Here is a 22,967-nt window from a genome sequence, read left to right on the forward strand (position 1 = left end):
GAGAGTATTCACCATGCCAGATCTGGAATCCCTGCAAGTCTTTCAAGCGCTTAACCGCTCGCCCAACGCACGGCTCGAAGCCTGCGCCGAGCTCGGTGACGGCTTGTCTGCAGCCTTGTGGAGCAACCACCACGACTCGCAGGATTACCAGGCGCCCAGCCATCACACCCTGTCGTGCTACATCGGCGGCGGCACCGGCACGTTCCGGCGCGACCAGCCCGGCACCAAGGGTGGGCCGGACAAGCTGTGCATCCTGCCCGCCGAGCATCAGTCGGCGTGGGTGATCAATGGCGAGATTCGCCTGGCCCATGTGTATTTCAGCCCGGAGCAATTTGCCCTCGGTTGCGTCACTCTGCTCGACCGCGAGCCCCGCGCGTTGCAACTGCGGGAAAGCACCTTTCTGGAGGACGCCAGCCAGGCCCGACGCTTTCACCAGTTGATCGCCCTCAACTGGCACGAACCCGCCGAGCGCCTGCTGACCAGCAGCCTGGCCCATGAAATGCTCAGCCATACCTTGCTCAGCCAGGTAGGCGCGCGCGAGGGGCTGCGTTTGAAAGGCGGGCTGGCGGCGCATCAACGGCGGCGATTGGTGGAGTACATCGACCAGCACCTGGAAGACCCGATCAGCCTGGGCCAACTGGCCGGGATGTGCGCGTTGTCCGAGTACCATTTCGCGCGGATGTTCCGCCAAAGCTTCGGCCTGCCGCCCCATCAATACCTGCTGGCACGGCGGCTGACCCGCGCCCAGGCGCTACTGCGCAGCGGCGCCTTGCCCCTGGGCGAGATCGCGTTGCTGTGCGGTTTCTCCAGCGCCAGCCACTTCACCCATCGTTTTCGCCAAGCCATGGGCGCCACGCCCGGCGAATACCGCCAGGCGCTCGGCACTTAGGTCATCAACCCCAGGGCCTTGGCCTTGGCCACCGCTTGTGTACGTCGCTCCACACCCAACTTGCTGTGGATGCGCCGCGCATGGGTTTTGACGGTGTGCAGGGAGATAAACAGCCGATCGGCGATTTCCAGGTTGGAGTTACCAAGGGCGATCAACTGCAGCACTTCCAATTCGCGCTGGCTCAGGGGATTGTCCACCGCGCCCGGCGTTGACGCCTGCGGCTCCATCCCCAGCTCACTCAACAACCCCGGGGAACGCAAACGCAGTTCACGAATCGCCTGCTGCACCTGACAACGACCGGCCAGTTCCAAGCCGGTTTGCAGCGAGCGACGCGCCAGGGCAGCGTCGCCCAATTGCCAGGCCACTTCACCCAACACCAGGTGCAGCTCGGTTTCCAGGCAGAGCATGCCGCGCTGGTGGGTGGTTTCCAGCAAGGCACTGAGCCGCGCCACCGGTTGCTCGGCGCAGCCCAGTTTGACCTCTGCCAGCACCAGCAAGTATTCCAGGCGCGGAATCAATTCCAGGGTGGCCGGCGGCGCCTGTTTGGCCAGGGGCCCACGGAAGTGGCGGAGCACACGGCGCACCGCTTCTGCCGTCAGTTCGGCGCGACCTTGCTGCAGCCAGAAATGCCCGCTGACCAACAGCAGCACCGCACGGTACACCGTCTCGGGCACCTGGCGTTGCTGCATCAGCCGTTCCGCGTCGCGCAGCTGCACAAAGGCCTGGGCGTAGTCGCCACGGTTGGCGGCCAGCAGGGCCAGGCCGAGAAACCCATAAAGGACGCGCTTATCCTGACTGTGCAGGCACATTTTCAAGCCTGCCTGGAAACAGGCGTCCGCCAGGCTGTCTTGCCCCTGGCGCAATGCCAAGTGCCCGCGCCGCAGGGCAATACGCCCCACCAATGGCCCGGCCTTGAGCCGCTGTTTGAGCAACATCGCCTGCACGTTTTCCAACAAACTCTGTGCCCGATAGGGTGCACCGCGCTGTTCCAGCAACTGTGCGTGATCCAGTTCGAGCAGGGCCTCGAGCAACAATGAACCCTGGGCGCGCGCCAGGCACAGCGCTTCACGGTTCAGGGCCTGGGCAACGTCCAGCTCGCCGCGCAGCAAGGCTTGCTGGGTCAGGCCCGACAGGCACATCAACCGTGAGGTCCAGGCGCTGTCGGGCAAGGCTTGCAACGCTTCAAGGAAATGCTCGCGGGAACGCTCGGCGTCACCGCCCAAGTGCAACAGCCAGCCCCACTGCGCTTGCCAGCGCGCGAGTAAATGCCGCTGCAGTGCCGCCGTCGGTTGCGGAGCGAAGCGCGCCAACTGGTCGATGCATTGCGCGGCCTGGTCGAAGCGCCCGGCGAACAGCAGCGCCGCCGTCACCAGCCCCACCAGTTGCGCCGAGCCGAGCATCAATTCGTCGCCGTGCTGTTCATGCAGGCGCAACAGCAACACCGCGTTCTGCTGACGGAACAAGTCCTCGAAACTGAAATGCTGTAACAGGCTCACCGCCACTTCATATTCTTCGGCCAGCAGCGCGTGTTCAAACGCAGCCTGCCAGTCCTGCTCGGTGGTGAACCACTGGCAGGCGCGACGGTGCCAGGAACGTTTGGCCGGCCAGGGCTCGTCGCGCAGCAATTGGGCAAGCGGTGGAAAAACCTGCAACCAGTCGGTGTCTTCCCAAGGCTGGATAAACGCACCGAGGGCCTGCAGGTCGCGCAGGTAGTGGTCACCGTCGCCAAAGCCGAACAGGTGCTCGCACAATCCGGTGTTGAAGCGCGGCAGATGGGCGAGCACGCGCCAGGCTTCGGCCAGTTCCGGCGGCAAGGTACTGAACAGTTCGTGCTGCAAATAGTCGAGCAAGGTCTTTTCCGGGTGCCCTTCCCCGAGCAAAGCGATACGCACACCGGCACACCAACCGCCGCTGAACTGCAGCACGCTGTCGACAGAAAGCCCCAGCGCCGGATTGAGCAATTGCTGAATCTCCTCTGGGCTGAACGCCAGATCGGCACCGCACTCCAGCAACTCATCGTCGAGCAGCAACCGTGGCCAATTGCACATCGGCCGGCGCCGCGCCCCCAGCCACCACGTCAACGCCGGGCTGCTGACGGTGAGCAAGCGGTCGAGCAACGCGTCGGTGTCGGGGGTGGGCAAGCGACAGAAGTCATCGAGAAACACCCACGCCGGCGTCTGCCACTGAGTGAGGTCCAGCAGCAGCGTCGCTTCATCGGTGAATGACAGGCCGAGGTTCTGCGCCAGGCGTCGGCAAACGTCGACCGGGCTTAAGGCAACACCGTTGAACGGCAGCCAGTACACCTGGCACCCCACCGGCGCCTGCAATGCACACTCGGCCAGCAACGCACTCTTACCGCTGCCACCCGGGGCGCACAGCAATTTGACCCTGACCTGCGCCGCCAGCAAAGGCTCGGCCAGGCGTGGGCGCAGCAGATGGTGGGCGGATAGCCGAGGCATGAATCCAGGACGGTCCAGGCAGCGTGTCATGGCGGTCATTGCTGCATCCTGCGTTCTTATTGTTATGCAACCAGGCACCTACCCTAGTCCTGTGGTTGGCGGTTGTTGAAGAAGTATTCAGCGGGGTGATTTCCAGCCATGCATAAAACCCCATGTGGGAGTTCAGGCTTGCTCCCGATGGCGGTGTATCAGTCGACCCATCCATTGACTGACACGCCCTCATCGGGGGCAAGCCCCCTCCCACCTGTTTGACCCTGCTTCGATCCGGATCAGCGCACCCCCTCAGCCCTCAGCGCAGCCGGCGTGTAGTCCGCCGCCTTGGCATTGAAACCAAACACAAAGCTGCTCTTCTCCTCGTTCTTCATGCCCAGCGCGATGTAGCGCCCGGCGATGATGTCGTAGAGGGTTTCCACGGTGTACGCCGGGGTCTGGTGGTTGTAGTAGAACTGCGCATGACCTTCGGCAACCCGCCACAGTTGGCCACGGCCGTCGTAGTGGTCCACCAGCGCCACCTGCCAGCTGTCCTCGTCGATGTACATGTGGCGCTTGGCGTAGATATGCCGCTCACTCGGCTTGACCGTGCCCACCACTTCCCACACGCGGTGCAGCTCATAGCGGGTCAGGTCCTGGTTGATGTGGCCGGCCTTGATGATGTCGTCGTACTTGAGCGTCGGTTGGTCGAGTTTGTAGCTGTTGTAGGGGATGTACATCTCCTTCTTGCCCACCAGCTTCCAGTCGTAGCGGTCCGGGGCGCCGGAGAACATGTCGAAGTTGTCGGAGGTGCGCAGGCCGTCCGAGGCGGTGCCCGGCCCGTCATACGCCACTTGCGGCGCACGGCGTACGCGGCGTTGGCCGGCGTTGTAGATCCAGGCCAGGCGCGGCTCTTTCACCTGGTCGAGGGTTTCATGCACCAGCAACACATTACCCGCCAAGCGCGCCGGCGCGGTCACCGACTGCTTGAAGAAGGTCAGCACGTTGGCGGCCTTGGCCGGGTCCATGTCGGGGATCAGTTGCGGCACGGCCACTTCTTCCTCGAAGCGGATCGGCGTGTAGCTGCCGTTGGTCTGCGGCGTGGCCTGGGTGATGATGCGCCGCAGGTTGCCGCCGTGATAACGGGTGATGTGGTTCCACAGCACCTCCACGCCATTCTTCGGAATCGGGAACGCGTAGTAGCGGTTGCCGGTGAAGTTCTCCAGGCCGTTGCCGTCGTTGATCGGCTTGACGTTCAGAGCGCTGCGCTTGATCGATTCGTAGATCTCCGGCGGCAGGTTGACCGTGCGGTGGGTCGGGTACACCGGGATCTTGTAGGTCTCGGGGTAGCGCTTGAACATCGCCACCTGGCCGTCGGAGAGTTTGTCCTTGTACTTGTCGACGGTGGCGGCGGTGATCACGAACAGCGGCTTTTCACTGGCAAACGGATCGGCCAGGAAACCCTTGCTGTCCACCGCACCGGCGTTTTTCGGAATGCCACCGGTCCAGGCCGGAATCGAGCCGTCGGCGTTGCCGGCTTTTTCGGCGCCTACCGGGGTCAGGGTGGTGCCGAGCTTGGCGGCTTCTTCCGGTGACACGGCGGCCATCACGTTGGCTGCCAGCAGGCTGAGGGCCATTACCGCAAATATCTTACGCATAGAGTCTTGTCCTTCTTTAAGCCAGATCAGAAGTTCACGCCGAAGCTGAGGGCGAGGAAGTCACGGTCGGTCAGGGTGTTGTAGTCGCCACCAAAGAAGTCGGTGTAGCTGAGGCTCGCGGTGTAGGTGTTGCGGTAGTCCGCATCCACGCCAACACTGATGGCCTTGGCGCCTTTGTTGAACAGGCCGTTGGGGCCGTAGCCGGCAACGTCGTGGGACCAGGAGAGGTTGGGCTTGAGGTTCACCCCGGCAATCGCGTTGTTGTAGTCCAGGATCGCCCGTGCGCGGTAGCCCCAAGAGGTAGAGGTGACAAAGCCGTCGGTATCACCCTGAAAACCGTAGGCACCGTAAACCGAGTCTCGGCCGTAACGCAGCTTGGATTTATCTTCCAGGCCGGCGACATGCACAACAGCCGCTTCGCCCACCAACGTCAGGCGCTCGGCGCCCAGGACCTGGTCGAAGAACTGGGTCATGGTGCTTTGGATCTGGGTGATTTCCTTGCGGCGGTAGCCTTTGTTGTCGTCGCCGAAATTGCTGCGAATGGGTGAGGCCAGTTGGCCGGAAGTGGGGTTGATCAGGGCCAGGGTGAGGTCGGTTGTATTCAGTTGCACCGGTGCGTTTGGCCGGTAGCTGATCTCGCCAGTCCACGCCGTACCGGTGGGCAAGGTGGTGGAGAAGCTGGCACCAAACAGGCGGATATCTTCCGGGTATTCAAGGTAATACTGGCCACGGCCGAGCATAGTGCTGGTGACCAAACCGTCTCCGGTTCCCGGCCGCAGGAAGTTGGCAAGGTTACGGATGGAAGTCATCGTCGTCGCGTTAGAGTTGTTGGTAATCGTGCCTACCGTGGGCGTTCGACTGTGGTAATTCATGAAGTACACGCCGTACTCGGTGTCATCGCCCAACCAACGCAGGGCGGCACCAAATTGGCCGGAGTCGCGTGCGTCACGGTCTCCGGCGCGGCGCACGATTACCCCCTCGTTGGTCACACTGAACCCTTGGCCAAAGTTCGCTGCCACCGGCTGCAAAGGCGCAATCGCCGGGTTCCCCACGGTGTAGTTGTTGGTGCAGCCGTCCGCCGCCACATCGCCACCAAAGAAGGTGCCGCAGTTGTCCAGCACCGTCTGGTCCCACTCCAATTGGTAGAAGCCTTCCAAGGTCAACTGGTTGGTCAGGCTCTGGGAAGCGAACAGCATGTTGACCGGAATCAACCCCTCCTTGATCTCGGCGCCCGGCCGACGAAATGCCGAGACGTCGATGGGGTTGATGCTGTTGATGGAGTTACCGATGAAGGTACTTTCGCCCCAGCTCACCACCTGCTTGCCCGCACGCACCGTGCCCGGCAAATCACCCAGCGAATAGTTGTGGTAGACGAAGGCGTCGAGGATTTGCGCGCCGCTGGACTTGGCGCCTTCCTTGCGGTTGTGGTTGCTGATCGGCTTGAACTCGCGGTCTTCGTCCTGGAGCTCGAAGTCGTACCAGTATTTACCCCGCACAAACACGCCCGTATCGCCGTACTTCAATTCAAGGTCGTGCAGGCCCTTGAAGATCTTGGAAAAGGTTTCGCCCTTCTTGAAGTTCAGCCGGCCGTCATCCCCGGTGGACGCTTGCCCGGTGCCGCCATTGACGGTGCCCACCAGCTTCTTGTCCGCATTGCGCATGCCCCAACTCGCGCCCACCGACAGCGAGGAATCGAATTGCCCTTCGATCTCGCCAATGTTGAACGAAACAGCCTGTGCCTGCGCACAGCAACCCAACGCAACCGCAGCGGCCAGCGCCTGTGGCTTGAAGATGGCGCGCATTGTTGTTTTTGTCATGCGTCTTCCCCGGTGAGTGACAGAAGGCCCCACCCTACTGCCGACTATCGGGAGCGATAAGCGCACCAAGGAGGGATTCGTGTTGTCGCTCGAAAGGATGACAAGGCGCTCTGGCCGGGGTCTGGGCGCACGCATGCGTCGGGTGGATGGCGGGCTATCAGGAGAATGGATGGAGCGCAGCGTGATTGTTGCCGATTCAGCAACAGTCCTTGTCATGAATGGGCATTACTCATTTTGTTACAAGCAGCTATTCTTGCCGGGCTTTCAGGGCACACCGCTCGCTTCCGCCTCCGGAAGAAAAGCCAGCCTCAAGATGGATTGATGTCTCTATTCAATCTGTTACCTGTGTTAACGGACGTTGATTTGTCGCTCCTTGATCCAACGTCTTACTTCAGCCGCTGCCTTTGCAGCGGCTTTTTTTTGCCAAAAATAAAACGGGGCGCTATCAGCGCCCCGTAGGATTAAAGCTTTTTCAAGCAATGATCACAGGCTGTACTTCTGCAAATTGGCCATCATTTCCTTCAAGGCCTCGATGTTGTCCTTGGGGTGAGCCGCCCCTTCGAAGTCGCAGATCTGCTGCCAGTGCGCCGCCACATCCTCGGGTGAAAAACCGGCCTCTGGATCAAAGCCTACACCCAGGCTGCGCTCCCAGCGGGTCTTGCCGATCCAGCCGCCGCCCACTTCAAACAGGCCCGAAGTTTCCTGGCACGCCTCACTGCCCAGGTACACCACCAATGGGCTGACCAGCTCCGGCTTGAGGCGCTCGAATACTTGCGGCGGGATCAGGCCTTCGGTCATGCGCGTTCCGCCTGTTGGGGCAATGGCGTTGACCAGGATGTTGTTCTTGCGCCCTTCTAGCGCCAGGGTGCGGGTCAACCCATACAGCCCAAGCTTGGCCATGCCGTAGTTGGACTGACCGAAGTTGCCGTAGATGCCCGAGGTGGACGCGGTGAAGATCACCCGGCCATACCCTTGCTCGCGCAGATGCGGCCAGGCGGCGCGGGTGACTTTGTAGGCGCCTTCGACATGCACCCGGTAAACCAGGTCCCAGTCGCTGTCGTCCATTTTGTGGAAGGTCTTGTCACGCAGAATACCGGCGTTGTTGACCACCACGTCGACACGGCCGAAGGCGTCGAGGGCGTTCTGCACGATCTTGTCACCGTCGGTGACAGAGTCATGGTTGGCTTCGGCGATACCGCCGGCTTCGCGAATCTCAGCCACCACGCGGTCGGCGGCCGAAGCATTGGCACCTTCGCCCTGGGTGGAGCCGCCCAGATCGTTGACCAACACTTTGGCGCCATGCCTGGCGAACAACAGCGCATGTGCCCGGCCCAATCCGCCGCCGGCACCGGTGACGATCACGACCTTATCCTGGAACTGCACTGAATCACTCATACCAAACTCCAATGGCGACAATGGGAATGGGTCGAGTGTCAGGCACAGGGGCCATGGTCACAATAACCACGACTGAGCCTGAATGGTGCTCGATAAGGCAGAGGGATGATCATGCGGGCGCAGGCGTACCTACGATGCAAGCGCCTCGGTCTTTCAGTTGAACCGCCGCGATGCTATCGCAGGCAAGCCACACCCCACACTGGGCCAGCAATGCGCTCACGAAACACCAGATAGTGCTTGAGCACCTGCACCGGCGCCTCGATCTGCGGGTAGTGACCGATATTGGCCAGCAGCACCGTATCCGCGTGGGGCACCAATTCGCGGTAACGCTCGACCATATGGGCACCGGAGATCGGGTCGATCTCGCCATCGATCACCCGCAGCGGCACGTCATCCCGTTGCATCGCCTGCACCCAACGCTCACGCAAGCGGCGCCGTTGTGGGATGTAGGCGATGAGTTTGTGCAGGATGCGCGTGCCTTCGTGACTATTGATCAGGCTCCAGAAGTCATCCAGGGCGCTCTCACTCGGGCGGGTATTGGGGCCGAATATCTGGCTGAAGCTGTCCGCCAGGGCATTACGCCCGAAGGCTCGGCCGATCATCCAACCCAGCGGGCTGAGCAAAAGCTTTTGCACCAGCGCGGTGCGATGAGTTTCAGGGAACAACCCACCATTGAGAAACACACAGCTGGCCATGTGAAAACGGCCCTCGTAGTGCCGAGCCAGCAACTCCTGGGCGACGCTGTCGCCGTAGTCGTGGGCCAGCACGTGCACCGGTTGCTTGACGCGCAGGTGTTCCAGCAGCGCCTGTTGCAAATCCGCCTGTTCCAACAGGCAATAACCGTGGTCCAGGGGTTTTGCGGAATCGCCAAAGCCGAGCATGTCGCAGGCGATCACCAGGTTGCGCTGGGCCAGCGGTTGCCACAGGTAATGCCAGTCCCAACTGGCGGTGGGAAAACCATGGATCAACAGCAACGGCTCACCCTGCCCTGCCACCCAGTAACGGATGGTGCGGCCATGGAAGTCGAAGGTCTGGCTGCGTTTGCGCCAGACACTGAGGGGGATCTCGGCGAGTGGCATCAGGTTTTATACTCAGGATCGACGCGGCCCAATTTGCGCAGCAACGCCGGCCAGGCCAGCGCGCCCCCCATACCTTGAGCACTCTTGGTGACCGCCGCCGCCATCACCTTGGCACCGGCGAGTATCTGCGGCCCGATGGCGATCAATTCGGCACCGCCGTTTTGCGCCAGCACCTGGATATCGCAGGCGCGCTGGAAGATAAACATCATCAAAAAGGTGTCGGCGATGGTGTCGCCGCAGGTCAGCAGACCGTGGTTGTGCAGCATCAGGAAATTGTTGTCGCCCAGGTCGGCCTGCAAACGGGCCTTCTCTTCGTGGTTCAGCGCCACCCCTTCGTAGGCGTGATAGGCCAGGCTCGACAAGACAAATATCGACTGCTGGCTGATCGGCAATACGCCCTGTTTCTGCGCCGCCACCGCGACACCGGCAGCGGTGTGGGTGTGCAGCACGCAGGTCACGTCGTGACGCACTTCATGGATGGCGCTGTGGATGGTGTAGCCCGCAGGGTTGATCTCGTAGGGGCTGTCCATCAGCTTGTTGCCGGCCTGATCGACCTTGACCAGGCTCGACGCAGTGATTTCGTGGAACATCAGCCCATAGGGGTTGATCAGGAAATCATCGGTACCCGGCACCTTCGCCGAGATGTGGGTGAAGATCAGGTCATCCCAGCCATGCATCGCCACCAGGCGATAACAGGCGGCCAGGTCGACGCGGGTTTGCCACTCGGCGGCGCTGACCTGATCTTTGAGACTCAATGACGATAGGACCGGGGCTAGACTCACAATAATGACCTCCTTGGCGCATTTTCTTATTGTTTTTTTGACTGATGGGCCAGTCTAGTCAGAGGTCGTGGCTGGAGGAGTTGCCTTGGCAGCCAGCTTGATGACCGTGCGGGTCAGCGTTGAGAATAGTTTAAATCCTCACAAGCGGCGTCAGAGAAGTGCCGCCAATAAAGGCGCGGCGCGGGCGGTTTCCATGGGCACCGTCACCGCCAGCAACCGCACTGGATGCCTGAGAATCAAGCGAACTTACGCTAAAGCGCGCAGTGCAGTGACCAGCTCAGCCAGCCAGGGCTCGGCGTCGGTTTCCGGGGTGACGCTTTCGCTGGCATCCAGGCGCAGCATCGGCAGCACTTCACGCACGCCCAGTTCGCCGAACAGCTCGCGCATCTGCTCGCCGCCACCACAAAAGGTATCGCCATAGCTGGCGTCGCCCAGGCCGATCACCGCACCGGGCAGGCCGCGCCAGGCGGCGGGCAATTGGTCGCGAATGCTCGAATACAGCGGTTGCAGGTTGTCGGGCAGTTCGCCCATGCCGGTGGTAGAGGTCACCGCCAGAAAGGCCTGCGGGGCAAACGCCTGTACATCCGCCAGGCTGGCACGGGGGTTATGCCAGGCTTCGAAGCCGGCCTCTTTGAGGAGGTCGGCAGCGTGACGGGCGACTTCTTCAGCGGTGCCGTAGACCGAGCCGGAAAGGATGGCGACTTTCATCAATCTAATCCTGTAGTTGAGCGAAAGCCTGGGATATTAACAGCTGACGCAAATATTTCGGCGCACCCCGTGCAACATTCAGAGCATGTCATAAACTGCCAACTCCAATCACAAGCCATGGACCGCTCAATGATTAACGCCAAGCTGATGCAACTGGTCATCAACGCTTCCAACGACGGCATCGTCGTCGCCGAACGCGAAGGCAAGGACAAGCCGCTGATCTATGTCAACCCGGCATTCGAACGCCTGACCGGCTACACCCTGGATGAAATCCTCTACCAGGATTGCCGCTTCCTGCAATCGGGCGACCGCGATCAGCCGGCCCTGATGGCAATTCGGGAAACACTGGAGAGCGGTGGCGCATGCCGGGAAATCCTGCGCAATTACCGCAAGGACGGCAGCCATTTCTGGAACGAACTGTCGCTTTCGACGGTGTATAACGAAGCCGACAAGCAGACGTATTTTGTGGGTGTACAGAAAGACGTCACCTTGCAAGTCAAGGCCCAGCAGCGGGTGGGTCAACTGGAAGCCGAACTGAACCAGGTAAAAGCCGAACTGGCTGCGCTCAAAGCGACGAGCGGATTCAACAAAATTTAGGAGATGTCATCATTAGAGGCGATAATGGCATTTTAACACCTCCTACCATTGAGCAAGAGCGATGCAACGCGACGCGCTTCTGACCCAGGATGAGTTGGATTTCATTCAGAATATGCAGCACAACCCGCAGCTCAACCTGCGGGATACTTCGTCGAGCCTGACAGTCAACGGTGGTGCACAGATTCGCGATTTGCTCACGCGACTCGCCGCCCACGACCATCTCACTATCCAGGCGCAGTTCGATAACCAGCAACTGACCTTCCCGCTGCACCTGGTGGAAGATGAGTTTCACGCCGTGCACCTTCGCCTGGGGGTGCCGAGTATCTTCGAAGACGGGCCCATGATCCGTCCGTGGCGTCTCGCGCTTGAGGCCCCGGTGGCACTGGAAAACGTCAACGGCATCGCCGGCGCACTGTGGGTGCACGAAGTGTCATTCAAGGGCGTACTGGTGGAAGTTCGTGGTCGGGTCAAGCCGCCGAAGACCTTTTCGCTTTGGTTCAGCCCATCCGGCTACGAGCGCATCGCATTGCGCGGGACACTGGAGCGGGAAACCGCCCGGGGCTTGTTTGCCTACCGCCTGAGCCAAAGTGATGCAGATGAAATCGAGCGCCTGCGCCAATTCATTCTGCATCAGCACCGCATGGTGCACCCGCAGGCGCACGCCTGATTTCAGGTATCCAGGTTACCGCTGAGAAACTGCTGCAAGCGGCGCTGCATCAGGCGCCCTTCACTGCCCAGGCAACCGATCGACGAACCTGCCAGCTCTTTCTGCGCCAGGTCTGACGCAGCACCCGCCAGGAACAGCGGGCAATCCAGGGTCAATGCCAGGCGATTGAGGCGCCCAGGCAGGTCATGGTTATGTGCGTGGTTGGAAAAGATGATCAGTGCCTGGGGGCGAGTCTTTTCACAGACCAGGGTTAATTCATCAAAAGGCTGGCCCATGCCCAGCACCTTAACAGCCAGATCATCCCGACTGATCAACAGCGCCGCCACCAGCAGCTCCAATTTGCGGCACTCGCCAGGCATGGCCGTCAGCAATACACGGGGCGCAGGCGACAGGGTCGCGGTTTGCAGGCGCTGGAAGGTATGGATACGCAGGAAGGCGTCGAAGAACAGCCACTCACTGGCTTGGCCAAAACGCCCCTGGTGACGCAACAGCTCGTTCCATAAGGGCATAAGAATGTCCTGGAACGCCACGCTGATGGGGTAGAGCGCAAAAATCTGGCCGTACAGGCTCTCCAGTTGGCGGTCGTCAAAGGCGCTGACGGCGTGTAACAGCCGCGTCCGCCATTGTGGCAATTCACCTTCCTCGATCACATCGTGCCCAGCGCGAACCACGCTGGCCTGCAAATCGTCGCGGGCGAGAATCTTGCCGACCTTGCTCACCGATACACCTCGCTCGATCCAATCGAGGATGCCATTAACGGTCGCAATATCGGCCTTGGAGTAGAGCCGGTGCCCACTCTCGGTGCGCACGGGCTGGATCAGACCATAACGCCGCTCCCAGGCACGCAGGGTGACTGGATTGATGCCTGTCATTCTCGAGACTTCACGAATCGGAAACAGCTCATCCGAATCGAGCGATTCTAGATGCAAATTGCTATCACTTGAGGCAGTAATCACGGGTATGAGAGACCAAAAGACCAACGAAAATTGGATCCTCATTTAACGCCTTTAGACCTGTCTTTTTCAAGGTCCCTGCTTATTCGGACCAATGCCGCTGGTGTATTTCTACAAAACGGGAATAATCCTTGCGTGTTTTTACGTAGCGGCAACACCCCGCCGCTATGTTTGTGCGCCCCCTACCCGGCCCAGCGCACCCGAATACTTGGAGATACACAATGTCTACCTCTCCCGTCACCTTGATGGTTGCGCGTCGCGTGGCCAAGGGTCGCTACGAAGAACTCATGGCCTGGCTGCGCGAAGGCGAGCAATTGGCCACGGACTTTCCCGGCTACCTGGGCTCAGGCGTACTTGCCCCGCCGCCCAACGATGATGAATTCCAGATCATTTTCCGCTTCGCCGATGAAAAAACCCTGCATGCCTGGGAGTTTTCAGCCTCGCGCAGTACGTGGCTGAGCCGTGGCAGTGAACTGTTTGCCGACCCTTCCGAGCACCGCGTACGCGGCATTGATGGTTGGTTCGGCGCGGCAGGTGCACGCCCTCCTCGCTGGAAACAGGCCGTGGCGATCTGGCTGGCGTTTTTCCCGGTGTCGCTGCTGTTCAACTTTGTGCTGGGACCACTGCTCGGCGGGCTGGACCTGGCGCCGCGCGTACTGGTCAGCACCCTGGCGCTTACGCCGCTGATGGTTTATTGGTTCATCCCATTGTCGACCCATCTGCTGGCAAACTGGCTGCATCCTGCCCCGGCACCGCGCAAGGCCACTGAAGCTGCGGCGTGAATACAGGGGCGGCCGGTCGCTGGTATAGTTTCAATCTGCCAGCGATTCGAGCTCCCCATGACCGCAACAAACGCCCCGATCCTGATCACCGGCGCCGGCCAACGTGTCGGCCTGCATTGCGCCCAGCGCCTGTTGGACGAGGGCCACTCGGTTATTTTCAGCTACCGCAATGAGCGCCCCGGCGTACATGCCCTGCGTGAACGCGGCGCGATCGGTGTGTATGCCGACTTCTCCAGCGAGGCCGGGATTCTGGCGTTTATCGCTGAGCTCAAGACCCGGACCGACAGTCTGCGCGCGATCATCCATAACGCCTCGGCCTGGGTCGCGGAAACGCCTGGCGACGAAAGCCGCGCTTTTACCGACATGTTCAGCGTACACATGCTTGCACCGTACCTGATCAACCTGCATTGTTCGCCTTTGCTGCAACGCTCTTCACCCGCCGATATCGTGCATATCAGCGATGACGTGGTGCGCAAGGGCAGCCGCCGACACATCGCCTATTGCGCCACCAAGGCAGGGCTCGACAGCCTGACGCTGTCGTTTGCCGCGCAGTTTGCGCCGTCGATCAAGGTCAACGGCATCGCGCCGGCCATGGTGATGTTCAACGACGGCGACGACGCAGCCTACCGCGCCAAGGTACTGGCCAAGTCGGCACTGGGCATCGAACCCGGGCCCGAGGTGATCTACCAGAGCGTGCGCTACCTGCTGGACAACCCCTATGTCACCGGTACCACCCTGACCGTCAACGGCGGGCGGCATATCAAGTAAGCCGTTTGTGAGGATGTTGTATGACCGTATCCCTGCCCCACCATTACCGCGAGATCCTCAAGGGCTTGGGCGAAGACCCCGAGCGCGAAGGCTTGCTCGACACCCCCAAGCGCGCCGCCAAGGCCATGCAATACCTGTGTCATGGCTATGAGCAGAACCTGGAAGAGATCGTCAACGGCGCGCTGTTTACCTCTGACAATGACGAGATGGTGATCCTCAAGGACATCGAGCTGTACTCGCTGTGCGAGCACCACCTGCTGCCCTTTATCGGCAAGGCCCACGTGGCCTATATTCCGACCGGCAAGGTATTGGGCCTGTCGAAACTGGCGCGCATCGTCGATATGTTTGCACGCCGCCTGCAGATCCAGGAAAACCTCACCCGGCAAATTGCCGACGCTATCCAGGACGTGACCCAGGCAGCCGGTGTGGCGGTGGTAATCGAAGCCAAGCACATGTGCATGATGATGCGCGGGGTGGAAAAACAGAATTCAACCATGAACACCTCGGTGATGCTCGGCGCGTTCCGCGAGTCGAACACCACGCGCATGGAGTTCCTGCAACTGATCGGACGGAGCAAGTAGCAATGCCACAACTTCAACCAGGCATGGCGCGCATCCGGGTCAAGGACCTGTGCCTGCGCACCTTTATCGGCATCAACGAGGACGAGATCCTCAACAAACAGGATGTGCTGATCAACCTGACCATCCTGTATGCCGCCCAGGAAGCCGTGCGCGACAACGATATCGACCACGCGCTGAACTACCGCACCATCACTAAGGCGATCATCGCCCACGTCGAGGGCAACCGTTTTGCCCTGCTGGAGCGCCTGACCCAGGAGCTGCTGGATTTGGTGATGAGCAATGAGTCGGTGCTGTACGCCGAAGTCGAAGTGGACAAGCCCCATGCGCTGCGCTTTGCCGAATCGGTTTCGATTACCCTGGCAGCCAGCCGCCACCCCTGAATTGTCAGTGAGCCCTATGAACGACCAACAACGCCTCGAACTCGAAGCCGCCGCCTTCCGCCGGCTGGTGGCCCACCTGGACAGCCGCAAGGATGTGCAGAACATCGACCTGATGAACCTCTCGGGCTTCTGCCGTAACTGCTTGTCCAAGTGGTACAAGGCCGCGGCCGATGAACGCCAGATCGACGTCAGCCTCGATGACGCCCGTGAAGTGGTGTACGGCATGCCGTACGCCGAGTGGAAAGCCCAGTACCAGAAAGAAGCCAGTGCCGACCAGCAGGCGGCGTTCGCCAAAGGCGTCAATGACCCTGCGCCCGTCAAAGGCTGAATTCGGCAATAGCGAATTAACGTTAAAACAACCAAAGGAAGGTTAAGTGAAGCACTCTGTATACACACTCGCTTTAACGCTGGGCCTGTTATCGTTATGCGCTTGCTCCACCGCTGACAAATACGCCAGCGGACGCTATTACGAAATTTATTCGGTGAGCGGCTTGGGCGCTTGTGAATTCAAACCGGCGTTCAACGATTGCGCCGAGCAACGTGTTTTCGACGTAAAGATATCGGACAACAAAGAGAAAATTGCGTTAGCGAAGTTTATCAACCCCAGTGACAATGTCAGCTTCTTTGGCTTTATCCGAAACGATTACCCGGCACAAGTTAAACCGGTACGTGACTTTCTACTGTGGGCGCAGGCCGATACGCACACCGCCAAACATTTAACGATGAAACGGCCTGCGGGTAACGCCTATGGCTATCTCTTCGAAAACAGAGAGGTCGAGTATCAGTTTGACTTTACTCAGACCCGCGCGGGCGTGCCGATGCTGGTGATTCACATCGATGGCAAGGATCGCTACTTCGGGCTGACGGTAGAACAGGCAAAAAAACTGCTTTCCACCCTGGATGCCTGGTACGAAAATCGTGCTGTGGGGTACAAGCTGACGTAATACTGCGGGCAGGCAGCCGCAACGGCTGCCTGCCACGCTCGAATCAGAACCTCTGCAACCTTGAAGTGCCCTCATCACAGTTTTTCAAGGCCAGGTCGGTGACCGGCTTTTTATCGTAGTAGCCCTTCTCGGTTTTATAGACTTCATAAACAGTGAGCTTGCGCGGTGCATACTGATTAACGAAGAGCCCGGTCACATAATAGTAAGAGCCTACGACCGGTCTGAATGTAACGGTACTGTACGAACCATTAGCGGTAATCATGCGCACTGCAATATTTCGCTGTGCACTGACCCAAAACTCGCGGCGTAGCGGAGGCGTTTCAGGGATCTCGGGAAACCCTTCGATTTTATTATTCAATGCCGTCTGAAAACCGACCGCATTATTGGTGTAGCCATTTTGCGGGTCATCCAGGTTGATACACGTAGCGGTATTGGGGTAAACACGAACATAGTCAATATTACGGTTATCAAAACTCACACCGACACGTTCGCCGCCCTGAACGTCCTCCAGCTTATGGCTGTAGGTAGCGACTGAACAACCACTTAACACGATCCCCGCAATCGCCGCAGACAGCATTATCCTTAACACAGCAACTCCTACTGTTATTCAAACCCCGCACTCCTTAAACCGAGCCGAGTGACTGCACGGATTCTAGGAAGCACCAAGACGAAAACGCAAACGCTTTAAAATATCCTGGCATGGAATGATCTCAACAAGCAAAAAAGTTACCATGGGCGCGCGTGCACATACGCTGATGAATACTGATTCCGAACGTTAATAAGGCTCCATACCCATGACCGACCTGACCACTCTGCGCGCCAGCCTCAACAGCGGCGAACACGTTTTTGCCGATACCTTGGCGTTTGTTGCCGCAGGTTATGACTACCAGCCCCAAGCCTTTACCAATGGTGATGTAGAAAATGCGGCGGGGCAGAACGAAGGGTCGTGCAAGACCTTGGGCCTGGCACTGCTGGAAGGCTTGAGCGACCAGGAAGCGCTGTTGGCATTTGGTGAGCATTACCGTTCGGTGGTGGCGACGCCTGAGGGCAATGACCATGGCAATATCCGCGCGTTGATCGCGCATGGCCTGGCAGGCGTTAAGTTCACTGCACAGCCACTGACCCGCAAGTCCTGAGTCAGGTGCAGATCAACATGTGGGAGGGAGCTTTTCCCCTCCCACAAAAAAACCGGCCTCTCAGCCCAATGCCAGTCAGTTAAGAAGCAGCAAGAACGAAAAGTAACCCGTGGCGAGGGAGCTTGCTCCCGCTGGACTGCGCAGCAGTCCCAGTCTTTTGAAACAAAGAGCTGGGGCCGCTTCGCGACCCAGCGGGAGCAAGCTCCCTCGCCACAGGTACGGTGCTCACCCTTAACTGACGGGCATTAGCCTCTCAGCCGGTTTTTTTATTTCAACGAGTTCAGAACGAAGCGTTCTGCAGGCCGTCGAGGTAACGCTCGGCATCCAATGCCGCCATGCAGCCGGCACCGGCCGAGGTGATGGCCTGACGATACACGTGGTCAGCCACGTCACCGGCGGCGAAGATACCTTCGATGTTGGTGGCAGTGGCGTTGCCTTCGCGGCCGCCCTGCACCACCAGGTAACCGTCTTTGGCGTCCAGCACGCCTTCGAACAACGAAGTGTTCGGCGTGTGGCCGATGGCGATGAATACGCCGTCGACTTTCAGCTCGTCGAAGCTGCCGTCGTTGTTCTTCAGGCGCGCACCGGTCACACCCATGTTGTCGCCCAGGACTTCATCCAGGGTGGCGTTGAGCTTGAGGATGATCTTGCCTTCAGCGACACGGGCGTGCAGCTTGTCGATCAGGATCTTCTCGGCACGGAAGGTCTCGCGGCGGTGAACCAGGGTCACAGTGCTGGCGATGTTGGCCAGGTACAGTGCCTCTTCCACGGCCGTGTTACCACCACCGACCACGGCGACCGGCTTGTTGCGGTAGAAGAAACCGTCGCAGGTCGCACAGGCGGAAACGCCCTTGCCCATGAACGCTTCTTCCGATGGCAGGCCCAGGTAACGGGCGCTGGCGCCGGTGGCGATGATCAGCGCGTCACAGGTGTACACACCGCTGTCGCCGGTCAGGCTGTAAGGTTTCTTGGAGAAGTCGACCTTGTTGATGTGATCAAACACGATTTCGGTTTCAAAGCGCTCGGCGTGCTCTTTCATGCGTTCCATCAGCACCGGGCCGGTCAGACCGTGGACGTCGCCCGGCCAATTGTCGACTTCGGTAGTGGTGGTCAATTGACCGCCCGCCTGCATGCCGGTGATCAGCAGCGGCTTGAGGTTGGCCCGGGCAGCGTAGACCGCAGCGCTGTAACCGGCAGGGCCGGAACCGAGAATAATCACTCGCGAATGACGGGTATCAGACATGACTCACTCCTATCGACCGCCCGGACTACAAGGCGGCTGGAATAAAAAAGGGACTACGAAGCACTTGGGGAAGGCTTGAACTCGCAGGCCCTGAAAAATAATGGGTGCAGCGTATCGAGGGGGGCAAGATTAAGGAAATACGGAATAACAATCCAGCTCATAGGTGGTCTCTATGCAGTCGACCAGGTTGATCGACAGGATTCTTGCCTAGATGTTACTTATGATGTCGCCGCTTTCACCCAAGGTTTAAAGCCGGTAAGGTCGGCGCGTTCGTCCCCCTTGCTCGGAGTTCTCCATGCCCGCCCCTGCTCTTTCCGGCCCGCAATACCTGCGTGAAGGCCTCAAACTGGTGTTGAGCCCCGGCCTGCGCCTGTTTGTGCTGCTGCCGCTGGCGATCAACGTGGTGCTGTTCGTCGGCTTGATCTATTTCGCCGGCCATCAGTTCAGCCTGTGGGTCGACCACTTGATGCCGACACTGCCGAGCTGGCTGAGCTTTCTGAATTACCTGCTATGGCCACTGTTTGTGGTGCTGGTAGTGCTGATGGTGTTTTTCACCTTCACCATGCTGGCCAATATTATCGCGGCGCCGTTCAACGGTTTTCTTTCGGAAAAAGTGGAAGTGGTGGTGCGCGGCACCGATGACTTCCCGGCCTTCAGCTGGGGTGAGTTGATCGCCATGGTCCCGCGCACGCTGGCGCGGGAAATGCGCAAACTGGGCTACTTCCTGCCACGGGCCATCGGCCTGTTTATCCTGTCGTTCATTCCGGTGGTCAACCTGATCGCTGCGCCGCTGTGGCTGTTGTTTGGCGTGTGGATGATGGCGATCCAATACATCGACTACCCGGCCGACAACCACAAGCTGGGCTGGAACGAAATGCTCGCTTGGCTGCGCCAGAAGCGCTGGCAGAGCATGAGTTTCGGCGGCATCGTCTACCTGGTGCTGCTGGTGCCGGTGGTCAACCTGCTGATGATGCCGGCGGCGGTGGCCGGGGCCACACTGTTCTGGGTGCGCGAACAAGGCGCCGAGGCCATGGCATCGCAGCAAAAAGTGACCCGGTCATAAATCCATCATCTCGATGACACAATGACGACATGGCCCACAGTGACACTGTGGGTCATGACGACAGCCTCGCTTCACATCACCCTCATTACCGAAACCTTCCCGCCAGAGATCAACGGGGTGGCCAATACCCTTGGCCGCCTGTGCGAGGGTTTGCGTTCACGTGGCCACCAAGTCGAACTGGTGCGCCCGCGCCAAGGCGTCGATCAGAGCCGTCCCAGCGATGACGAATTGCTGCTGTGTCGCGGCTGGCCGCTACCGGGTTATCCGGGCCTGCAATGGGGGCAGTCGTCGATGCACAAGTTGCTGCGGCGCTGGACACGCCAGCGCCCGGACGTGCTGTACATCGCCACGGAGGGGCCATTGGGCCTATCCGCCTTGCGCGCCGCGCGGCGTCTGGGGATCAGTGTGGTCAGCGGCTTTCACACCAACTTCCAGCAGTACTCGAACCAATACGGCCTGAGCCTGCTGAGCCGGATGGTCACCCACTACCTTCGCTGGTTTCATAACCGTTCGACCCTGACCCTGGTGCCCAGCGCCAGCCAGCGCCTGGAACTGGAACGCCGGCATTTCGAGCGTCTGGGGATGTTGGCGCGCGGGGTAGACAGCCAACTGTTTCATCCCGCCAAGCGCGACAATGCGCTGCGGGAAAGTTGGGGGTTGAACAGTGAGCAAACCGCCGTGCTCTATGTCGGCAGGCTGGCGCAGGAAAAGAACTTGGGACTGCTCAAGCGCTGCTTCGAGACCTTGCAGGACAGCTACCCGCTGCGTCAGATGAGACTGGTCGTCGTCGGCGATGGGCCACAACGCGCGATGATGGAAAAGGAACTGCCGGAGGCGATCTTCTGCGGCACCTTGCGCGGTGAAGAACTGGCACGTCATTACGCGTCAGGCGATGTGTTTCTATTCCCCAGCCTGACCGAAACCTTCGGCAACGTGGTACTCGAAGCGATGGCGTCGGGATTGGGCGTGGTGGCCTATGACCAGGCCGCAGCGACCCAGCATATACGCCATGGCTACAACGGCGTGCTGGCGATGCCGGGGGACGAGGATGCATTCTGCGATGCCGCCAACTGGCTGCTGGAGGACGCCGAAAGCCTGCGCCGCATGCGCCTGAATGCACGCCAGCATGCGAGCCGCCAGGGCTGGCCGGCGATTATCGAGCAGTTCGAGCGCCAACTGCGCGGGGTCTGCAAGGACGGGCACCCGGTGCCCGCCCTGTCGCCGCTTACACCAGGCTCGTCAACGCCTCACGACTGAAGGGCAGGATGTCGCCTTCGCGGCCTTCGCGCACCTTCACGGCCCAATCCGGATCCACCAGCAGGGCTCGGCCCACGGCGACCAGGTCGAATTCGTCGTTGTTCAAGCGCTCCAGCAACTTCTCCAGGCTGGCCGGTTGCGCGACCTTGTCGGTGTTGACCATGAACTGCAGGAACTCGCCATCCAGGCCGACGCTGCCCACGGTGATGGTCGGCTTGCCGGTAAGCTGGCGGGTCCAGCCGGCCAGGTTGAGGTCGGAACCGTCGAATTCAGGCTCCCAGAAGCGGCGGGTGGAGCAGTGGAAAATGTCCACACCCGCGTCAGACAGTGGCTTGAGGAACTCACCCAGCGCCTCGGGGGTTTGCACCAGGCGCGCGGTGTAGTCCTGCTGTTTCCACTGGGAGAAACGCAGGATGATCGGGAAGTCCGGGCCAACGGCGGCGCGGGTGGCCTGGATCAGCTCGATGGCAAAACGTGAGCGCTTGGCCAAGCTGCCGCCGTATTCGTCGGTCCGCTGGTTGCTGCCTTCCCAGAAAAACTGGTCGACCAGATAGCCGTGGGCGCCGTGGATCTCCACGCCGTCCATGCCGATACTCTGGGCATCCTTGGCGGCTTGGGCGAAGGCGTCGATCACCGCCTTGATGTCTTGCTGGGTCATGCCGTGCACGACCACGTTGCCATCTTTGAGTTTTTCCATCGGGCCGTAGGCTGGCACGCTGGCGTCAGGCTCAGTGCCGATACGCCGTACGCTGCCCACGTGCCACAACTGCGGGACGATCTTGCCGCCTTCGGCGTGCACGGCGTCGACCACTTTCTTCCAGCCAGCCAAGGCAGCCTCACCGTAGAAGTGTGGAACATTGGGGTAGCCGTTGGACGCCTGATGGCCGACCACGGTGCCTTCGGTGATGATCAGGCCCACGCCGGCGGCAGCGCGGCGGCGGTAGTACTCGATCACCTTGGAATTGGGCACGCCGCCTGGGGAGAACGAGCGCGTCATGGGCGCCATGACGACGCGGGTCGACAGTTGCAATGCACCGAGCTGGAAGGGTTTGAACAAGGCCTGGACGGGCATGGGAGCACTCCACGAGAGACGGGGTTTATGACGTGGATAATATGGACAGCGCAAAGCGCTGGGTAGCACTATTGATCTGAGTGATTAAGAGGTAAAAGTGGGATAGCCCGGTTGCCGCTGACCTGTAGTGAGCGGGCTTGCCCCGCGCTGGGTGGCGAAAGCCGCCCCAATAAAAACGCCGCATTCTGTCTAGAAATGCGGCGTCTGATTTTAGGGCGGCTTCGCCACCCAGCGCGGGGCAAGCCCGCTCACCACAAAAGCCTCCTGGACGTATTCAGGCCAAGGCTTTTTCGATGGCTTGGACGACCGTGGGGTCATCCGGCGCGGTGCGCGGGGAGAAGCGTGCGAGCACTCGCCCATCCTTGCCCAGCAGGAATTTTTCGAAGTTCCAGGTGATATCCCCAGGAAACTCGGCGCCTTCGCCCGCCAGCAGGCGGTACAGCTGATGACGATCGGGGCCGTTGACCTCAAGCTTGCTGCCCAGCGGGAACGTCACCCCGTAGTTCAGGCTGCAGAACTGCTGGATCTCTTCTTCGGTACCCGGCTCCTGGCCTGCAAATTGATTGCACGGCAGGCCGAGCACGGTAAATCCCTGGGCCTTGTACTGCTGGTAGAGGTTTTCCAGCGCAGCGTATTGCGGGGTCAAACCACATTTGGAGGCTACGTTGACCACCAGCACCACTTGCCCCTTGAAGGGCGCCAGCGGCAGCTCTTGTCCGTCCAAAGCTTTGAGTTTCAGGTCGTGGAAAGCACTCATGACGAACTCC

Annotated in this window: 25 protein-coding genes; 13 read left to right on the forward strand and 12 right to left on the reverse strand. The window is 60.1% G+C overall.

What is annotated here, in order from left to right:
• Positions 1-13: 13 nt before the first annotated feature.
• Entirely contained in the window at positions 14-889 is an 876-nt protein-coding gene (locus ACI512_RS30070; RefSeq protein ID WP_064055174.1) for a helix-turn-helix domain-containing protein, read from the forward strand.
• Here the strand turns inward: ACI512_RS30070 and ACI512_RS30075 are convergent.
• The 3 genes from ACI512_RS30075 to ACI512_RS30085 form a co-directional block, all read right to left on the reverse strand.
• Positions 886-3,387, reverse strand: a complete 2,502-nt coding sequence (locus ACI512_RS30075) for a LuxR C-terminal-related transcriptional regulator (RefSeq protein WP_231809106.1) — start codon at positions 3,385-3,387, stop codon at positions 886-888. The two genes, ACI512_RS30070 and ACI512_RS30075, sit on opposite strands and share 4 nt — an antisense overlap.
• A gap of 230 nt (positions 3,388-3,617) precedes the next feature.
• Positions 3,618-4,976, reverse strand: a complete 1,359-nt coding sequence (locus ACI512_RS30080) for a DUF1329 domain-containing protein (RefSeq protein ID WP_015885821.1) — start codon at positions 4,974-4,976, stop codon at positions 3,618-3,620.
• A 26-nt stretch (positions 4,977-5,002) separates the two neighbouring features.
• On the reverse strand, positions 5,003-6,793 hold the full coding sequence (locus ACI512_RS30085; protein ID WP_236379697.1) for a DUF1302 domain-containing protein: 1,791 nt from the start codon (positions 6,791-6,793) through the stop codon (positions 5,003-5,005).
• A gap of 79 nt (positions 6,794-6,872) precedes the next feature.
• Between ACI512_RS30085 and ACI512_RS30090 the strand changes: the two genes are divergently transcribed.
• On the forward strand, positions 6,873-7,115 hold the full coding sequence (locus ACI512_RS30090; protein WP_236379696.1) for a hypothetical protein: 243 nt from the start codon (positions 6,873-6,875) through the stop codon (positions 7,113-7,115).
• 161 nt (positions 7,116-7,276) lie between these two features.
• On the opposite strand, the gene ACI512_RS30095 is transcribed toward ACI512_RS30090, so the two are convergent.
• The 4 genes from ACI512_RS30095 to ACI512_RS30110 all read right to left on the reverse strand — a co-directional run bounded on the left by ACI512_RS30095 (position 7,277) and on the right by ACI512_RS30110 (position 10,757).
• On the reverse strand, positions 7,277-8,188 hold the full coding sequence (locus tag ACI512_RS30095) for an SDR family oxidoreductase (RefSeq protein WP_064055178.1): 912 nt from the start codon (positions 8,186-8,188) through the stop codon (positions 7,277-7,279).
• Between the two features lie 173 nt (positions 8,189-8,361).
• Positions 8,362-9,267, reverse strand: a complete 906-nt coding sequence (locus ACI512_RS30100; protein ID WP_231809109.1) for an alpha/beta fold hydrolase — start codon at positions 9,265-9,267, stop codon at positions 8,362-8,364.
• Positions 9,267-10,049 (reverse strand): class II aldolase/adducin family protein, encoded by a 783-nt coding sequence (locus ACI512_RS30105; protein WP_236379695.1) that lies wholly within the window; start codon positions 10,047-10,049, stop codon positions 9,267-9,269. The genes ACI512_RS30100 and ACI512_RS30105 overlap by 1 nt, the downstream gene beginning before the upstream one ends.
• Before the next feature lie 246 nt (positions 10,050-10,295).
• On the reverse strand, positions 10,296-10,757 hold the full coding sequence (locus tag ACI512_RS30110) for a flavodoxin (RefSeq protein WP_015885826.1): 462 nt from the start codon (positions 10,755-10,757) through the stop codon (positions 10,296-10,298).
• Between the two features lie 129 nt (positions 10,758-10,886).
• Here ACI512_RS30110 and ACI512_RS30115 point away from each other — a divergent pair, with 129 nt between their 5' ends.
• Together ACI512_RS30115 and ACI512_RS30120 are read left to right on the forward strand one after the other, a co-directional pair.
• Positions 10,887-11,354 (forward strand): PAS domain-containing protein, encoded by a 468-nt coding sequence (locus ACI512_RS30115; RefSeq protein WP_015885827.1) that lies wholly within the window; start codon positions 10,887-10,889, stop codon positions 11,352-11,354.
• Between the two features lie 61 nt (positions 11,355-11,415).
• The gene (locus ACI512_RS30120; protein ID WP_015885828.1) at positions 11,416-12,021 is read left to right on the forward strand and encodes a hypothetical protein; all 606 of its coding nucleotides are present in this window, start codon (positions 11,416-11,418) and stop codon (positions 12,019-12,021) included.
• Positions 12,022-12,023: 2 nt separating this feature from the next.
• Here ACI512_RS30120 and ACI512_RS30125 read toward each other — a convergent pair whose 3' ends face one another.
• Positions 12,024-12,893, reverse strand: coding sequence for a MerR family transcriptional regulator (locus tag ACI512_RS30125; protein WP_236379694.1), 870 nt, complete (start codon positions 12,891-12,893; stop codon positions 12,024-12,026).
• Positions 12,894-13,195: 302 nt separating this feature from the next.
• On the opposite strand from ACI512_RS30125, the gene ACI512_RS30130 reads away from it, so the two are divergent.
• The 6 genes from ACI512_RS30130 to ACI512_RS30155 are packed head-to-tail and all read left to right on the forward strand — an operon-like array spanning position 13,196 to position 16,429.
• The gene (locus tag ACI512_RS30130; RefSeq protein WP_064055182.1) at positions 13,196-13,756 is read left to right on the forward strand and encodes a hypothetical protein; all 561 of its coding nucleotides are present in this window, start codon (positions 13,196-13,198) and stop codon (positions 13,754-13,756) included.
• 57 nt (positions 13,757-13,813) lie between these two features.
• Complete coding sequence (folM, locus tag ACI512_RS30135) at positions 13,814-14,524, forward strand: dihydromonapterin reductase (protein ID WP_122811848.1); 711 nt, start codon at positions 13,814-13,816, stop codon at positions 14,522-14,524.
• Between the two features lie 20 nt (positions 14,525-14,544).
• Positions 14,545-15,105, forward strand: coding sequence for a GTP cyclohydrolase I FolE (gene folE, locus ACI512_RS30140; protein ID WP_064055184.1), 561 nt, complete (start codon positions 14,545-14,547; stop codon positions 15,103-15,105).
• A 2-nt stretch (positions 15,106-15,107) separates the two neighbouring features.
• Positions 15,108-15,485 carry a dihydroneopterin triphosphate 2'-epimerase gene (gene folX, locus ACI512_RS30145; RefSeq protein WP_043205882.1) on the forward strand — a complete coding sequence of 126 codons (378 nt, stop codon included), beginning with the start codon at positions 15,108-15,110 and terminating at the stop codon, positions 15,483-15,485.
• Positions 15,486-15,501: 16 nt separating this feature from the next.
• Complete coding sequence (locus ACI512_RS30150) at positions 15,502-15,813, forward strand: DUF1244 domain-containing protein (protein ID WP_064055185.1); 312 nt, start codon at positions 15,502-15,504, stop codon at positions 15,811-15,813.
• 46 nt (positions 15,814-15,859) lie between these two features.
• On the forward strand, positions 15,860-16,429 hold the full coding sequence (locus ACI512_RS30155) for a hypothetical protein (protein ID WP_082893994.1): 570 nt from the start codon (positions 15,860-15,862) through the stop codon (positions 16,427-16,429).
• Positions 16,430-16,472: 43 nt separating this feature from the next.
• On the opposite strand, the gene ACI512_RS30160 is transcribed toward ACI512_RS30155, so the two are convergent.
• Complete coding sequence (locus tag ACI512_RS30160; protein WP_208602921.1) at positions 16,473-17,018, reverse strand: hypothetical protein; 546 nt, start codon at positions 17,016-17,018, stop codon at positions 16,473-16,475.
• A gap of 205 nt (positions 17,019-17,223) precedes the next feature.
• On the opposite strand from ACI512_RS30160, the gene ACI512_RS30165 reads away from it, so the two are divergent.
• Positions 17,224-17,565 (forward strand): HopJ type III effector protein, encoded by a 342-nt coding sequence (locus tag ACI512_RS30165; protein WP_236379693.1) that lies wholly within the window; start codon positions 17,224-17,226, stop codon positions 17,563-17,565.
• A gap of 280 nt (positions 17,566-17,845) precedes the next feature.
• Here ACI512_RS30165 and trxB read toward each other — a convergent pair whose 3' ends face one another.
• Positions 17,846-18,808 carry a thioredoxin-disulfide reductase gene (trxB, locus tag ACI512_RS30170; RefSeq protein WP_046035192.1) on the reverse strand — a complete coding sequence of 321 codons (963 nt, stop codon included), beginning with the start codon at positions 18,806-18,808 and terminating at the stop codon, positions 17,846-17,848.
• Between the two features lie 295 nt (positions 18,809-19,103).
• On the opposite strand from trxB, the gene cysZ reads away from it, so the two are divergent.
• Both cysZ and ACI512_RS30180 read left to right on the forward strand, forming a co-directional pair.
• Positions 19,104-19,871 carry a sulfate transporter CysZ gene (gene cysZ / locus ACI512_RS30175; protein WP_405121476.1) on the forward strand — a complete coding sequence of 256 codons (768 nt, stop codon included), beginning with the start codon at positions 19,104-19,106 and terminating at the stop codon, positions 19,869-19,871.
• Positions 19,872-19,925: 54 nt separating this feature from the next.
• A complete protein-coding gene (locus ACI512_RS30180; protein WP_015885838.1) occupies positions 19,926-21,128 on the forward strand; it encodes a glycosyltransferase family 1 protein in 1,203 nt (400 codons plus the stop codon).
• Here ACI512_RS30180 and ACI512_RS30185 read toward each other — a convergent pair.
• Positions 21,097-22,200 carry an NADH:flavin oxidoreductase gene (locus ACI512_RS30185; protein WP_236382511.1) on the reverse strand — a complete coding sequence of 368 codons (1,104 nt, stop codon included), beginning with the start codon at positions 22,198-22,200 and terminating at the stop codon, positions 21,097-21,099. The genes ACI512_RS30180 and ACI512_RS30185 overlap by 32 nt on opposite strands.
• 274 nt (positions 22,201-22,474) lie before the next feature.
• Complete coding sequence (locus ACI512_RS30190; protein WP_043205883.1) at positions 22,475-22,957, reverse strand: glutathione peroxidase; 483 nt, start codon at positions 22,955-22,957, stop codon at positions 22,475-22,477.
• Positions 22,958-22,967 lie beyond the last annotated feature (10 nt).

Origin of the sequence: Pseudomonas petroselini (assembly GCF_045037875.1) — a bacterium.
In the GTDB taxonomy this organism is placed as follows: domain Bacteria; phylum Pseudomonadota; class Gammaproteobacteria; order Pseudomonadales; family Pseudomonadaceae; genus Aquipseudomonas; species Aquipseudomonas petroselini.

Bases quoted from the DNA above. Each gene is read 5' to 3' on its own strand.
- ACI512_RS30085 (WP_236379697.1), bottom strand. From the start codon at position 6,793: ATGACAAAAACAACAATGCGCGCCATCTTCAAGCCACAGGCGCTGGCC.
- folX (WP_043205882.1), top strand. From the start codon at position 15,108: ATGCCACAACTTCAACCAGGCATGGCGCGCATCCGGGTCAAGGACCTG.
- ACI512_RS30080 (WP_015885821.1), bottom strand. From the start codon at position 4,976: ATGCGTAAGATATTTGCGGTAATGGCCCTCAGCCTGCTGGCAGCCAAC.
- ACI512_RS30150 (WP_064055185.1), top strand. From the start codon at position 15,502: ATGAACGACCAACAACGCCTCGAACTCGAAGCCGCCGCCTTCCGCCGG.
- ACI512_RS30185 (WP_236382511.1), bottom strand. From the start codon at position 22,200: ATGCCCGTCCAGGCCTTGTTCAAACCCTTCCAGCTCGGTGCATTGCAA.
- ACI512_RS30100 (WP_231809109.1), bottom strand. From the start codon at position 9,267: ATGCCACTCGCCGAGATCCCCCTCAGTGTCTGGCGCAAACGCAGCCAG.
- ACI512_RS30180 (WP_015885838.1), top strand. From the start codon at position 19,926: ATGACGACAGCCTCGCTTCACATCACCCTCATTACCGAAACCTTCCCG.
- trxB (WP_046035192.1), bottom strand. From the start codon at position 18,808: ATGTCTGATACCCGTCATTCGCGAGTGATTATTCTCGGTTCCGGCCCT.
- folM (WP_122811848.1), top strand. From the start codon at position 13,814: ATGACCGCAACAAACGCCCCGATCCTGATCACCGGCGCCGGCCAACGT.
- ACI512_RS30110 (WP_015885826.1), bottom strand. From the start codon at position 10,757: ATGAAAGTCGCCATCCTTTCCGGCTCGGTCTACGGCACCGCTGAAGAA.
- ACI512_RS30125 (WP_236379694.1), bottom strand. From the start codon at position 12,893: ATGACAGGCATCAATCCAGTCACCCTGCGTGCCTGGGAGCGGCGTTAT.
- ACI512_RS30130 (WP_064055182.1), top strand. From the start codon at position 13,196: ATGTCTACCTCTCCCGTCACCTTGATGGTTGCGCGTCGCGTGGCCAAG.
- cysZ (WP_405121476.1), top strand. From the start codon at position 19,104: ATGCCCGCCCCTGCTCTTTCCGGCCCGCAATACCTGCGTGAAGGCCTC.
- ACI512_RS30070 (WP_064055174.1), top strand. From the start codon at position 14: ATGCCAGATCTGGAATCCCTGCAAGTCTTTCAAGCGCTTAACCGCTCG.
- ACI512_RS30095 (WP_064055178.1), bottom strand. From the start codon at position 8,188: ATGAGTGATTCAGTGCAGTTCCAGGATAAGGTCGTGATCGTCACCGGT.
- ACI512_RS30120 (WP_015885828.1), top strand. From the start codon at position 11,416: ATGCAACGCGACGCGCTTCTGACCCAGGATGAGTTGGATTTCATTCAG.
- ACI512_RS30165 (WP_236379693.1), top strand. From the start codon at position 17,224: ATGACCGACCTGACCACTCTGCGCGCCAGCCTCAACAGCGGCGAACAC.
- ACI512_RS30075 (WP_231809106.1), bottom strand. From the start codon at position 3,387: ATGACCGCCATGACACGCTGCCTGGACCGTCCTGGATTCATGCCTCGG.
- ACI512_RS30190 (WP_043205883.1), bottom strand. From the start codon at position 22,957: ATGAGTGCTTTCCACGACCTGAAACTCAAAGCTTTGGACGGACAAGAG.
- ACI512_RS30115 (WP_015885827.1), top strand. From the start codon at position 10,887: ATGATTAACGCCAAGCTGATGCAACTGGTCATCAACGCTTCCAACGAC.
- folE (WP_064055184.1), top strand. From the start codon at position 14,545: ATGACCGTATCCCTGCCCCACCATTACCGCGAGATCCTCAAGGGCTTG.